The organism is Olleya sp. 1-3 (genome assembly GCF_002836085.1).
In the GTDB taxonomy this organism is placed as follows: domain Bacteria; phylum Bacteroidota; class Bacteroidia; order Flavobacteriales; family Flavobacteriaceae; genus Olleya; species Olleya namhaensis.
The window spans coordinates 1-15,320 of the sequence record NZ_PJBW01000058.1; the positions used below are offsets into that span (position 1 = coordinate 1).

Annotated in this window: 5 protein-coding genes; 1 reads left to right on the forward strand and 4 read right to left on the reverse strand. The window is 33.8% G+C overall.

The window, feature by feature from the left end; genetic code table 11:
• Positions 1–4,394: beta strand repeat-containing protein (locus tag CXF54_RS13050; protein ID WP_157823468.1), on the reverse strand; the 4,394-nt coding region annotated here is incomplete at its 3' end.
• A gap of 398 nt (positions 4,395–4,792) precedes the next feature.
• Between CXF54_RS13050 and CXF54_RS13055 the strand changes: the two genes are divergently transcribed.
• A complete protein-coding gene (locus CXF54_RS13055) occupies positions 4,793–6,382 on the forward strand; it encodes a peptide chain release factor 3 (protein WP_090837400.1) in 1,590 nt (529 codons plus the stop codon).
• A gap of 219 nt (positions 6,383–6,601) precedes the next feature.
• Here the strand turns inward: CXF54_RS13055 and CXF54_RS13060 are convergent, their stop codons facing one another.
• From CXF54_RS13060 to rpoB, 3 genes are all read right to left on the reverse strand, one after another.
• Positions 6,602–6,922, reverse strand: coding sequence for a DUF3467 domain-containing protein (locus CXF54_RS13060; protein ID WP_090837402.1), 321 nt, complete (start codon positions 6,920–6,922; stop codon positions 6,602–6,604).
• A 94-nt stretch (positions 6,923–7,016) separates the two neighbouring features.
• Positions 7,017–11,318: a DNA-directed RNA polymerase subunit beta' gene (gene rpoC / locus CXF54_RS13065; RefSeq protein ID WP_101203866.1), complete on the reverse strand. Its 4,302-nt coding sequence runs from the start codon at positions 11,316–11,318 to the stop codon at positions 7,017–7,019.
• 70 nt (positions 11,319–11,388) lie between these two features.
• Positions 11,389–15,201: a DNA-directed RNA polymerase subunit beta gene (gene rpoB, locus CXF54_RS13070; protein WP_090837408.1), complete on the reverse strand. Its 3,813-nt coding sequence runs from the start codon at positions 15,199–15,201 to the stop codon at positions 11,389–11,391.
• Positions 15,202–15,320 lie beyond the last annotated feature (119 nt).

Below are 15,320 nucleotides of genomic sequence, written 5' to 3' on the forward strand. Positions count from 1 at the left end.
AAACAAGCATTTACTGCATCGTTAGTAGAATCTCCTACAGCTTGACCTGCATTCGCATCTACATCACTAGGTACACCTGTAGTAGAATCTACAGTTCCAGTTAATTGCCCATTAGCATCAATGTTAGTATTATTTATTGTTCCTGCTCCTTCAATAGCATCTGGACAAGTATCTCCATCACTATCATTATCTAATGCATTAGGAATACCATCTCCATCTGTATCAATGTCTTGATAAAATACAGGAGAAACAACCCAATTATCTTGAGGAACACAAGGTTCTATTGATAACGAGTGATTTGAGGTATTAGATGATGTATCTCCAAATCTAAAACTAACAGAAGATACTAAAGAATATGCGGCAGCAACTTGATATTGAGAAGTTGTAACATCTACTCCTGTAATAAAAGTACCATCACTTACGTATCCACTGCTAAAGCCACCTAAATTAGCAGGGTTTCCAGCATAAGCAATTTCATTTGTAGGTGAATCAACATAAACTTGAGAAGTAAAACCATCAGCATATGTTACAAATTCAAATACATCATTATCTATAGTTGTTAAAATATAAGTTGAAACTGGTGCTGGAGTTGTAGTACCTGCAACAACAAAATCAATTTTAAACTCAGTAAAACTCGTAGCTGTTGCATGATCAATTTGTGGTTGAAAAAAAGAATCTAAACCAGTAGTTGTAACATCTAAAACAAGTATATCATTATCATTTGAAGAAACTATTGTAACAATAGCATCGACACCTGTATAAACACTATTATATAAAAATGAATCTCCCACTTCCGGGTTATTAATGTCAGAACCTAAATAATTATTTGGACCTTGAGCAGCTCCAAATGATGGAGACTCCTCGTTACTACATGTAATTATATTTTGTTCATTTGTGTCAAGAATACCATCATTATCATCATCTAAATCACAACCATCAGGAACATTATCATTATCATTATCTGCTGTATCATCCGACCCTGGACAAACATCTAAATTATCAATAACACCATCTCCATCACTGTCACATTGACCATTTGGATCTGAAGGTGTTCCATCAATAGCTCCTCCAATAGATTGACCACTAGTTGTATTTACATTATTAGCTACTCCTGTTGTAGTATTAATTGCACCGTTTAAAGTACCATCACTGTTTACATTAGCTAAGGCAATATTATCACCACCTTCTATAGCATCAAAACAACCATCATTATCTGAATCAGTATCCAAGTAATCCGGTGTACCATCATTATCTGTATCTAAACTTTGACATGCCGATAATATAAATTCGATACCATCCGTACCTGTTCCGAATAAACCACCTTGTACAAATTGTAAAGTAAAAGTTGAAACCTCTCCATTAATTTGCATTGTACCTGCAGCTGTTCCGTCAGCATCATTCTGAGTTGCATCCTGAACATGTGCTGGATCAGCAGCTGTATCGTTACCTGAATCAAAAACAGTAGTAGCTGTAGTACCAAAATCAGATGTTCCTGATAAAGTAGTCCATGTTAAACCATTTTGCAAAGTTACAATTGCACTGTTTTGTGTTGTAACGCCATCCGTACCACCAACTCTATCTAAATAAATAATTGGGTTAGTAACTGTTACTGGGTTACCTAAAGCATCTACATAATTAACAGTTAATGTTCTATCCCATACATATCTGTTTTGTAGTGATGCTGCCCCTGCTAAGTTTTCTGTCCAAAATGAACCGTTAGAAAAAGTCCCTGGAGCAAACACAAAATCACTAGGGCTAGTAGGATTATCAGTAGTTACTTGAGCAATAATTCCGTTTCCAAAATCATAAGAAGCTGTATTACCAGCAATAACCCATGTTCCAGATAAAACTTGAGAAGCACAAGCGCCTTCATTTGCATCTAAAATACCATCATTATCATTATCTAAATCACAACCATCAGGAACTGAATCACCATCAATATCAATGTTGTCATTAGAGCCTTGACAAATATCAGTAGCGTCTAAAACACCATCGTTATCTCTATCACATTGTCCATCCGTATCAAAAGCAGAAGCATTTTGAGAACTACCGATAGTTTGTCCACTATTTACATCAACATTATTTGGCACACCTGTAATTGGGTCTACTGTTCCTGTTAACATTCCATTAACAACATTCGTTGCTAAAATATTATCACCACCTTCAAGTGCATCCGGACATCCATCATTATCACTATCTGTATCTAAAACATCTGGAATACTATCTCCATCTGTATCGCAAAAAGAAAAAGTTGAAGCTCCAATAATAAAAATCTTACCATCTGGACTATCAGCTGAACTACCGTTACTAAAATCCACTCTTAAACCTGAAAGATAACTACCTAAAGGTATCAAATCATCTATAGCATAAATAGCTATTTTTGCATTCTGACTATTTAAAAGAGCAACTCCAGTATCATTATAATGCGTATCATCAACAACACTAATAGCCGTACCTATTGGGTTACCTGAAGAATCTAAAGCTGTAATTACAGCTGGATTATTACCATTACGTTCTACAAAAGAAACAAAAACACCACCTCTAGAAAGTACAGGCGTATTATATAACAAATCATAAGAATCATCTGTAAAGTTTTTTGAACTTAATTGTTGGTAAGAATTTAAATTATTTGTTTGAAATGAACTTAAAATTAAAGCATCATAAACTGCTTTTCCATCTGGAACTAAAGAAGGAGACACTGCAGCACCATTTACAAACCTAGTTACCTGGTTACTAGTTGTAACAGGAACAGTTACTCCAAAATTAGAATCAAAAGCATCAGGAACTTTAAAATCCTGATATTCTATACCTCCAATTGTTATAGAATTTAGCACATGAGAAGATTGATCATCACTAGCACTCCCTGAACTTGTAATATCAAAATCTGATTGCGGAACAGAAATAGGACCATCAAAACCAGAATCTGATATAGGACATTCATCTGTATCTAAAATACCATCATTATCATCATCTAAATCACAGCCATCTGGCACTCCATCATTATCATTATCTAAATTGTCATCAAAACCGTTACAAATATCATTTGCATTTAGGACTCCATCATTATCGTCATCACTATTATTTATAGTAACAGTAAAAGAACAACTTACAGAATTACCAGCTACATCTGTAACTGTATAAGTAATTATAGTAACACCTAAATTAAACACTTGTGTTCCTAATACATTTTCCCCTGTAGCAGAAGAATTTCCTGTAGTTGCGCCAGCCATTGTCCATGTAAGAGAATCTACAAGGCAGTTATCTTGATAAATAGGATCTGGAACGTCTATTGAATTCATACTATTCCCATCATCATCACCTTCAATAATATCATTAGGACATGTAATTGTTGGATCGGTAAAATCAGTTTCAGCAGAACAAATTAAACCTCCACATGACTCTAAATATTCCTCTTCAGTTACATAATTTCTATATACATCATCAACAACTGTTACACCAACGTCACAACCATTATTACACGCTGTAATTGTTGGGCCATAATAAAAATGATCTGTAATATCCCCTCCATTAGTTAATGTTACAAAACCACTTGCAATTAACAAAGAAGAAGATCCATTACCAACTAATTGTTGTGGTGTACCATCAACTATTACATTTGTTGCATCAAAAACACCATTATTGGTTACAATTCCATTATTAATTCTAAGTGTTCCTCCTGAAACAATTAAACCATCATTTGTAAAAACTCTATCTATTCTTAAATCATTCTCAACATAAAAAGAACAAGCATTATATATCTGAGAATTACCGTTAAACTGTGTGTCTCCATTAGTTACAGCTCTTATAATACCACAATTACTTATAACCCCATCTAGTGTAATCTGTCCAGAACCTCCATTCATTTCAAAATCCGCGCCATCATAATTATTAACTGTCACACCACTATTAAGTGTTAGACCGTTAGGTGCATTTATAACAACATCTCCAGCATTATTTATTACGGAAGTAGTAGAAACATTTATAGAACTTGTAGTTAATAACCCACCACTACAAACATTAACAACTCCGTTATTTACATCAACATTATTTGTTATATTTAATGTACCCTCGACAATAACAGAACTAACTTTCTGGAAAGTTGCGTTAACCGTTACATTTGGAGCTATATAAATAGTCCCCTTTGCTTCAAAAGTATAATTCCATGTAAGGTCGGACAAAATACAGATAGTTTCAGTCTCAGTTATACCAACTTGCGGTGCAAAAGGAGACCAAGAACCATTACTATATGTATAAGTACAAGATGATGGTTGACCTGGACAAACATACAAGTCTTCACATTGTGTTTGAGCATTAACTTTCGAAAAAGAAAAAACACACAAAAGGCTAAATAAGAAAATTAATTTAGAAATCGAGAATCGAGTAGAGATTTTCATACAATTAGGGTAAAATTATTTTATAATCAATTTTTTTTGGGATAATACTTTCACATGAGGTTTTAACCACACAAGTAAACAAATGTAAATACTAAAAGACTTTATTGATTTAATTACACGCTATAAAGTGTTAATTTTCGTTAAAGAGCTGTTTTATTGGTTCAAATTGATTTAAAAATGTTCAATAAAATTAACGATAAAACGACAAGAAACACGATTAAAAACAAATATCATCGATAAAAAGAAAATCATAAATAAGAATATCACACCAAATCCCGATTTAACAAGAAGAAACATAGATAAACTACACAAAAAAAATAAAGCATGAAAATCGCAATAAATGATTTTGACTATAGGACGTTAAAGCCGATACATCTATATTTGTAAAAATTTATTTGATGAAATTCTTAGACGAAATAAAAAGAAGAAGAACCTTTGGAATTATATCGCATCCAGATGCCGGTAAAACGACACTTACAGAAAAACTATTACTTTTTGGAGGTGCAATTAATGAAGCTGGAGCAGTAAAAAGCAACAAAATAAAGAAAGGGGCAACCAGTGATTTTATGGAGATAGAACGCCAACGTGGTATATCTGTAGCTACTTCTGTACTTGCATTTGAATATGATGGCATTAAAATAAATATTCTAGATACGCCTGGTCACAAGGATTTTGCAGAAGATACTTTTAGAACATTAACTGCTGTAGATAGTGTTATTGTTGTTATTGACGTCGCTAAAGGGGTTGAGGAACAAACCGAAAAGTTAGTAGAAGTATGTCGTATGCGTAACATACCTATGATTGTCTTTATTAATAAAATGGATAGAGAAGGTAAAGATGCTTTCGAATTATTAGACGAAATAGAACAAAAATTAAAATTAAAAGTAACGCCTTTAAGTTTCCCTATTGGTATGGGGTATGACTTTAAAGGTATTTACAATATTTGGGAGAAAAACATAAATCTATTTAGTGGCGATAGTAGAAAAAATATTGAAGACACCATTGAAATCAATGATTTAAACTCAAGTGAACTAACAAAGCTTATAGGTGATAAAGCTGCTGAGACTCTACGAGAAGAGATAGAACTAGTAGAAGGTATCTATCCTAAATTTAGTAATGAAGACTACCTTAAAGGGGAATTACAACCTGTGTTTTTTGGCTCTGCACTAAACAGTTTTGGAGTAAGAGAATTACTAGATTGTTTTGTAGAAATAGCGCCTAAACCTCGTGCTAAACAGAGTGAAGAACGTTTAGTTAAACCTGAAGAAGATAAATTTTCGGGATTTGTATTTAAGATACATGCAAACATGGATCCCAATCACAGAAACAGATTAGCGTTTGTTAAAATTGTATCTGGTGAGTTTAAACGAAACACACAATATCTGCACGTAAGACATAATAAAAAAGTAAAATTTTCAAGCCCGAACGCCTTTTTTGCTGAGAAAAAAGAGATTGTAGACATCTCTTATCCTGGTGATATCGTTGGTTTACAAGATACTGGTACATTCAAAATTGGAGATACACTAACGGAAGGTGAAATATTGAATTACAAGGGTGTTCCGAGTTTTTCTCCAGAACATTTTAGGTACATAAACAATGCTGACCCATTAAAATCTAAACAATTAAACAAAGGGATCGACCAACTAATGGACGAAGGTGTTGCGCAATTATTTACATTAGAATTGAATGGTAGAAAAGTAATTGGAACTGTAGGAGCTTTACAATATGAAGTTATACAGTATAGATTAGAACACGAATATGGTGCAAAATGTACTTATGAAAATCTAAATGTATACAAAGCATGTTGGGTAGACCCTGATGATAAGAAAAATAACGAGTACAAGGAATTTTTAAGAGTAAAACAACGCTATTTAGCAAAAGACAAAAGGGGCCAGTTAGTATTTTTAGCAGACTCGCCTTTTTCTTTACAAATGACACAACAAAAATATCCTAGCATCAAATTTCACTACGTATCTGAATTTGAATAATAAATATCAATTTTAAATAGTATTTAATAAACAAATTAACATTCGACAGCTACTATGTTTGATTTTACTCAAAAATCGCTTAAACAACAGTTTAAAGAACTAGATTACTCGAGATAAATAGTTTAAAATTATTTTATTTATAAAAATTATAATTTTTATTTATACTAAAGCATACCTACAAAAAAAGCCTTTTTACTTAATTGTAAAAAGGCTTTTTTTTTATGCTTGACCAGTTGGTCCAAAATTTAAAGGAATTGGTGGTTGTTCATAATCCTTAATTTCGCCATGTGCTTTTTCAAATCTCTGAACATTTTCTCCTAATGCTTTTAAAAGTCGTTTAGCGTGCTGTGGTGTCAATATAATTCTTGACTTCACTTTGCTTTTTGGAGTACCAGGCATTATACTAACAAAATCAACAACAAACTCAGATACTGAGTGATTAATTATTGCTAAGTTAGAATAAATCCCTTCCGCGATTTTCTCGTCTAACTCAATATTTATTTGTCCTTGTTTTGGTTTATTATCATTGCTATCAGCCATTCTCTTATTTTTTTAAACAAAGAATCCCGCATTACTGCAGGATTCTTTTAATTATTATAATTTAGAAATTAATCTATACATTTAAGTCTAACAATTAGTTATAATTAACTTCTTGTTTAGCTTTCATCATTTGATCAAATTCTTCTTTAGATCCAACAATTATGTTTTCGTAAGCTCTCATACCTGTACCTGCTGGTATACGATGTCCTACAATAACATTCTCCTTAAGACCTTCAAGATGATCAACTTTACCAGCTACTGCTGCTTCGTTTAATACTTTAGTAGTTTCTTGGAAAGAAGCTGCAGATATAAACGATTTAGTCTGTAATGATGCTCTTGTAATACCTTGTAAGATTGGCGTAGCTGTTGCCGGCTGTGCATCTCTTCCTACTACAAGTTGCTTGTCTTCGCGACGTAAGATTGAATTTTCATCTCTTAATTGGAAAGCAGATATAATCTGTCCTTCCTTTAGTGTAGACGAATCTCCAGCACTTTCAACCACTTTCATTCCAAAAATGTTATCATTTTCTTCAATAAAATCAGATTTATGAGCTAATTGATCCTCTAAGAAAATAGTATCTCCTGAATCAATAATTCTTACTTTACGCATCATTTGTCTTACAACAACTTCAAAATGCTTATCATTAATTTTTACACCTTGTAAACGATATACTTCCTGCACCTCGTTAACTAAGTATTGTTGTACTGCAGATGGTCCTTTTATATTAAGGATATCGTTTGGTGTTACAGAACCATCAGATAAAGGCATACCAGCTTTAATAAAGTCATTTTCTTGCACTAAAATCTGGCTAGATAACTTAACTAAATACTTTTTTATTTCACCTAATTTAGATTCTACAATAATCTCACGATTACCTCTCTTAATTTTACCAAAAGATACAACACCATCAATTGCACTAACAACTGCAGGGTTAGAAGGGTTACGTGCTTCAAACAATTCTGTTACACGTGGTAAACCTCCTGTAATATCCCCAGCTTTAGATGATTTACGAGGAATTTTAACTAAGATCTTACCAACCTTAATTTTTTCTCCATCATCAATCATAATGTGGGCACCTACTGGTAAATTGTAAGAACGAATTGCTTCACCTTTACCATCTTCAACAATAAGTGTTGGTATTATTTTTTTGTTTCTAGACTCTGAAATTACCTTTTCTTGGAAACCTGTCTGCTCATCAATCTCTACTTGATAAGTAATACCTTGTTCGATATTTTCATATCTCACTTTTCCAGCAAATTCAGAAACAATAACTCCGTTATATGGATCCCAAGAACAAACAACATCACCAGCTTTTAATGCATCTCCGTCTTTAACTAAAATATGAGATCCATAAGGGATATTGTTAGTACTTAAAGTAATTCCAGTTTTCTTATCTACTAATTTAATTTCTGATGTACGAGAAATAACAACATCAGCTGAGTTACCATCGTTATCAGTACCTTTTACAGTTTTTAAATCTTCAATTTCTGCAATACCGTCAAATTTAACTGCAAGTTTGTTTTCTTCAGAAATGTTACCTGCAATACCTCCAACGTGGAACGTACGAAGTGTTAACTGTGTACCAGGCTCTCCAATAGATTGCGCTGCTACTACACCAACTGCTTCACCACGTTGAACCATTTTATTAGTAGCTAAATTACGACCGTAACATTGAGCACAGATCCCTTTTTTAGCTTCACAAGATAATGGAGAACGTACTTCAACTGTTTCTATTGGTGAATTTTCAATTCTAGCTGCTACTACTTCGTCAATTAATTGACCAGCTTCAGCTAAAACTTCTTCACTTAATGGATCATATACATCATTTAATGAAATACGACCTACAATACGTGCTTCTAATTTCTCAACAACTTCATCATTTTTCTTAAGTGCAGAAACCTCTACACCTCTTAATGTACCACAGTCTTCACTGTTAACAATAACATCTTGAGAAACGTCTACTAAACGACGTGTTAAGTAACCTGCATCGGCAGTTTTAAGTGCTGTATCGGCAAGTCCTTTACGCGCACCGTGAGTTGATATAAAGTATTCTAAAATTGAAAGACCTTCCTTAAAGTTAGATAAAATCGGGTTTTCAATAATAGATCCACCTCCTGCAGTAGATTTTTTAGGCTTAGCCATTAATCCACGCATACCTGTAAGCTGACGAATCTGTTCTTTAGATCCACGGGCTCCAGAATCAAGCATCATATATACCGAGTTAAATCCTTGTTGGTCTTCTCTAATACGTTTCATTGACAATTCTGTCAATTCAGCATTCGTAGATGTCCAAATATCAATAACCTGGTTGTAACGTTCGTTATTTGTAATTAATCCCATGTTATAGTTACCAGTAACACCATCAACTTTTTCGTTGGCAGCATCAATCATAGATTGCTTTTCTGGCGGGATAATAATATCTCCTAAACTAAATGATAATCCTCCTTTAAATGCGAAGTAATATCCTAAAGTTTTAATATCATCTAAGAAATCTGCAGTTTCAGGTACACTAGTTACTTTTAAAATATTACCAATAATATCTCTTAAAGACTTCTTAGTTAATACTTCATTAATATAACCTGCTGCTGCTGGTACTTTTTCGTTAAATAAAACACGACCAACAGTAGTTTCAATTACTTGAAGTACTAATTCGCCAGCGTCATTAAAGTCCATTGTTCTAACTTTAATTCCCGCGTTTAATTCAACTCTCTTTTCATTGTAAGCAATAGTTACTTCCTCTGCAGAGTAAAATGTTAATCCTTCACCTCTTACTTTTACTTCTGGTGTAGATAATCTGTGCTTAGTCATATAATATAGACCAAGTACCATATCCTGAGAAGGTACAGTAACCGGAGCCCCGTTTGCAGGGTTTAAGATATTGTGAGATGCCAACATTAACATTTGACACTCTAATATAGCTTCAGGTCCTAATGGTAAATGCACAGCCATTTGATCTCCATCAAAATCGGCGTTAAATGCCGCACATGCTAATGGGTGTAATTGGATTGCTTTACCTTCAATTAATTTAGGTTGGAATGCTTGTATACCAAGTCTGTGTAATGTAGGAGCACGGTTTAAAAGTACTGGATGTCCTTTTAAAACATTTTCTAATATATCCCAAACAACTGGTTCTCTTTTATCTATAATTTTCTTCGCAGACTTAACTGTCTTTACAATACCTCTTTCAATTAATTTTCTAATTACGAAAGGCTTGTATAATTCTGCAGCCATGTTTTTAGGTAAACCACACTCAAATAATCTAAGTTCTGGTCCAACAACAATTACAGAACGTGCAGAATAATCAACACGCTTACCAAGTAAGTTTTGACGGAAACGTCCCTGCTTACCTTTAAGTGAATCTGATAATGATTTTAATGGTCTGTTAGAATCAGTTTTAACAGCAGATGATTTACGTGTGTTATCAAATAAAGAATCTACAGATTCTTGTAACATACGTTTTTCGTTACGTAAAATAACTTCCGGTGCTTTTATCTCTACCAATCTTTTAAGACGGTTATTACGGATAATTACACGACGGTATAAATCATTTAAATCTGAAGTTGCAAAACGTCCACCATCTAAAGGCACTAAAGGTCTTAATTCTGGCGGTATAATTGGCACTACTTTCATGATCATCCATTCAGGACGATTCTCTCTGTGCTCATTAGATTCACGTAAAGCTTCAACTACTTGAAGACGTTTTAAAGCTTCTGTTTTACGTTGTTTAGACGTTTCAGTATTTGCTTTGTGACGTAACTCGTATGATAATGTATCTAAATCAATTCTTGACAATAAGTCAATTAAACACTCAGCTCCCATTTTAGCAATAAATTTGCTAGGATCTGTGTCATCTAAATATTGATTATCTTGAGGAAGTGTTTCTAATATGTTTAGATATTCTTCTTCAGTTAAAAAGTCTAATTTTTGTAAAGGCTCTCCTTCTTCATTCTTAGCATTACCAGCTTGTATTACTACATAACGCTCGTAATAAATAATCATGTCTAATTTCTTAGACGGTAAACCTAATATGTAACCAATTTTGTTTGGTAAAGAACGGAAATACCAGATATGAGCAACAGGCACAACTAAGTTAATGTGTCCTACTCTATCACGACGTACTTTCTTTTCAGTAACTTCAACTCCACAACGGTCGCAAACAATACCTTTATATCTAATACGCTTATATTTACCACAAGCACATTCATAATCCTTTACAGGACCAAAAATACGCTCACAGAATAAACCATCACGTTCTGGTTTATGTGTACGATAATTGATAGTTTCTGGTTTTAAAACTTCACCTCTAGATTCTGCTAAAATAGATTCTGGTGATGCTAAACCAATAGAGATTTTATTAAATCTCTGTACTGTATTCTTATCTTGTTTTTTTGCCATAATTCTTATAGTGTTCAGTTTGTAAAGCAGTCCGTAAAATCAATTTACAGACTGCTCGACTCACTTAAAATTATTCTTCTAATCTAATGTCTAATCCTAATCCTTTCAATTCGTGCATTAAAACGTTGAAAGATTCTGGTAATCCAGGTTCTGGCATTGGCTCTCCTTTAACGATAGCTTCGTAAGTTTTAGCTCTACCAACTACGTCATCAGATTTTACAGTTAAGATTTCTCTTAACGTTGCAGATGCTCCGTAAGCCTCAAGTGCCCAAACTTCCATTTCTCCAAAACGCTGACCTCCAAATTGAGCTTTACCTCCTAAAGGTTGTTGCGTAATTAATGAGTAAGGTCCGATAGAACGTGCGTGCATCTTATCATCAACCATATGCCCTAATTTAAGCATGTAAATAACACCTACTGTTGCAGGTTGATCAAAACGGTCACCAGTTCCACCATCATAAAGATATGTATGACCATATCTAGGAATTCCAGCTTCATCAGTTAATTCGTTAATCTGATCAATTGTAGCACCATCAAAAATTGGTGTTGCATAAGTACGACCTAAATCTTGTCCAGCCCATCCTAATACTGTTTCATATATCTGTCCAATGTTCATACGAGATGGTACACCTAATGGATTTAATACGATATCTACAGGAGTTCCGTCTTCTAAAAAAGGCATATCCTCTTGACGTACAATACGTGCAACAATACCTTTGTTACCATGTCGACCCGCCATTTTATCACCAACTTTTAACTTACGTTTTTTAGCGATATAAACCTTAGCTAACTTAATAATACCTGCTGGCAACTCATCCCCTACAGAAATAGTAAACTTTTCACGTCTTAAAGACCCTTGTAAATCGTTTTCTTTAATCTTGTAGTTGTGAATTAAATCAGCTACTAATTTATTAGTATGATCATCTGTTGTCCATGTACCACCAGTTAAGTGAGTATAATCATCAACAGCATTTAGCATTTTTAGAGTAAATTTCTTACCTTTTGGTAAAACTTCTTCTCCTAAATCATTGAAAATACCTTGAGACGTTTTTCCGTTTACAATTGTAAAAAGTTTTTCAACTAATACACTTTGTAATTCGTCAAACTTAGTGTAGTATAAATTCTCTAATTTATTAATATCTTCTTTATCCTGAGCTCTCTTACGTTTATCCTTTACTGCTCTAGAAAATAATTTTTTATTAATAACAACACCATGTAAAGAAGGTGATGCCTTTAATGAAGCATCTTTTACGTCTCCAGCCTTGTCACCAAAGATAGCACGTAATAATTTTTCTTCTGGAGTTGGATCAGATTCACCCTTTGGTGTAATCTTACCAATTAATATATCACCAGGTTTAACTTCAGCACCAATACGAATCATACCGTTTTCATCAAGGTCTTTAGTAGCCTCTTCAGAAACGTTAGGAATATCGTTAGTTAATTCTTCGTTACCTAATTTAGTATCTCTAACATCAAGAGAATACTCGTCAATATGAATAGAAGTAAAGATATCTTCACGTACAACTTTCTCAGAGATTACAATTGCATCCTCAAAGTTATACCCTTTCCAAGGCATAAAGGCTACTTTCATGTTTCTACCTAAAGCTAATTCACCCTTTTGAGTTGCATAACCTTCAGATAACACTTGCCCCTTTGATACCTTATCACCTTTCTTAACGATAGGTGTTAAGTTAATTGAAGTACCTTGGTTAGTCTTTCTAAACTTAACTAAAGCGTAAGATTTGATATCACTATCAAAACTAACTTTAGCCTCGTCATCAGTTCTTTCATATTTAATTACAATCTCATTAGCATCGACATACTGTACAACACCTTCTCCTTCTGCATTAATTAATACACGAGAATCTGAAGCAACTTGTCTCTCTAATCCAGTACCAACAATTGGTGCTTGAGGACGTAATAATGGTACCGCTTGACGCATCATGTTTGATCCCATCAATGCACGGTTTGCATCATCATGTTCCAAGAATGGAATTAAAGATGCTGATATAGACGAAATTTGATTTGGTGCAACATCAGTATAATGGATATCTTTTGGATCCATTACTGGGAAGTCACCTTCCATACGTGCAATAACCTTATCATGTAAAATTTTACCATTCTCATCAACTTTAACAGTTGCTTGAGCGATTAATTTATCTTCTTCTTCTTCTGCACTTAAATAAATTGGATCTCCTTTAATATCCACAACACCATCAGTAACTTTTCTATAAGGTGTCTCAATGAATCCCATAGAATTCACTTTAGCATATACAGATAAAGATGAAATTAATCCAATGTTTGGTCCCTCAGGAGTTTCAATTGGACAAAGTCTTCCGTAGTGAGTATAGTGAACATCACGTACTTCGAAACCAGCTCTTTCTCTAGATAAACCACCTGGTCCTAGTGCAGATAAACGACGCTTGTGCGTAATTTCAGCAAGAGGATTGGTTTGATCCATAAACTGAGATAATTGGTTTGTACCAAAGAAAGAATTAATAACAGACGATAACGTCTTAGCATTAATTAAGTCAATAGGAGTAAACACTTCATTATCACGAACGTTCATACGCTCACGGATAGTACGTGCCATACGTGCTAAACCAACACCAAACTGAGAAGATAATTGCTCTCCAACTGTACGAACACGACGGTTAGATAAGTGATCAATATCATCAATCTCTGCTTTAGAATTAATCAGCTCGATTAAGTACTTGATTATAGTAATGATATCTTCTTTGGTAAGCACCTGCTTATCCATTCCGATATCTAATTGTAGTTTCTTGTTCATTCTATAACGACCTACTTCTCCAAGAGAGTAACGTTGATCACTAAAGAATAATTTGTCAATAATACCACGTGCTGTCTCCTCATCTGGCGGCTCAGCATTACGTAGTTGACGGTAAATATGTTCTACAGCTTCTTTTTCAGAATTTGTTGGATCCTTTTGAAGTGTATTATGTATGATTGCGTAATCTCCTTGTTGTGCACTTTCTTTGTGTAAAAGAATAGTTTTCACATCAATGTCAAGGATTTCTTCAATATTATCTTTATCTAATTCTGTATCACGATCTAATACTATCTCGTTACGCTCAATAGATACTACTTCTCCAGTATCTTCATCAACGAAATCTTCATGCCATGTATTTAAAACACGTGCAGCAAGTTTGCGACCGATTACTTTTTTAAGACCAGACTTTGAAACTTTAACCTCTTCGGCTAAATCAAAAATCTCTAAAATGTCTTTATCACGTTCAAAACCAATTGCTCTGAATAAAGTTGTTACAGGTAACTTCTTTTTTCTATCAATGTACGCATACATTACTTGGTTAATATCCGTAGCGAATTCTATCCACGATCCTTTAAAAGGAATAACTCTAGCTGAATATAATTTGGTTCCATTTGCATGGAAAGATTGACCAAAAAAGACACCTGGTGATCTATGCAATTGAGATACTACCACACGTTCTGCACCATTGATACAAAAAGTACCAGATGGAGTCATGTAAGGTATAGTTCCTAAATACACATCCTGGACAATGGTCTCGAAATCCTCATGTTCAGGGTCTGTACAATATAACTTTAACCTTGCTTTAAGCGGAACGCTATAGGTTAGTCCTCTTTCAATACACTCATCAATAGCATATCTCGGCGGATCAATAAAGTAATCTAAAAATTCTAAAACGAATTGATTACGTGTGTCTGTAATTGGAAAGTTTTCCATGAAGGTGTTATAAAGACCTTCATCACCTCTTTCTTCAGATTTTGTTTCTAACTGGAAAAAATCCTGAAAGGATTTAATCTGAATATCCATGAAATCTGGGTATTCCGTTCTATTTACAATAGACGAGAAATTTAATCTTTCAGCTTGTGTTACTAACATCAATGGACGAAATTTTGATTAAAAAAAATATTATTTTATATAGTTGATCACTATATACGACAAATGGTTTAGGTCTTAAAGCGAATGCTCCAGACCTAAACCTTTGTAAAATTATTTGG

Coding starts and splice junctions, on each gene's coding strand:
- CXF54_RS13055 (WP_090837400.1), top strand. CDS start 4,793: ATGAAATTCTTAGACGAAATAAAAAGAAGAAGAACCTTTGGAATTATA.
- rpoB (WP_090837408.1), bottom strand. CDS start 15,201: ATGTTAGTAACACAAGCTGAAAGATTAAATTTCTCGTCTATTGTAAAT.
- CXF54_RS13060 (WP_090837402.1), bottom strand. CDS start 6,922: ATGGCTGATAGCAATGATAATAAACCAAAACAAGGACAAATAAATATT.
- rpoC (WP_101203866.1), bottom strand. CDS start 11,318: ATGGCAAAAAAACAAGATAAGAATACAGTACAGAGATTTAATAAAATC.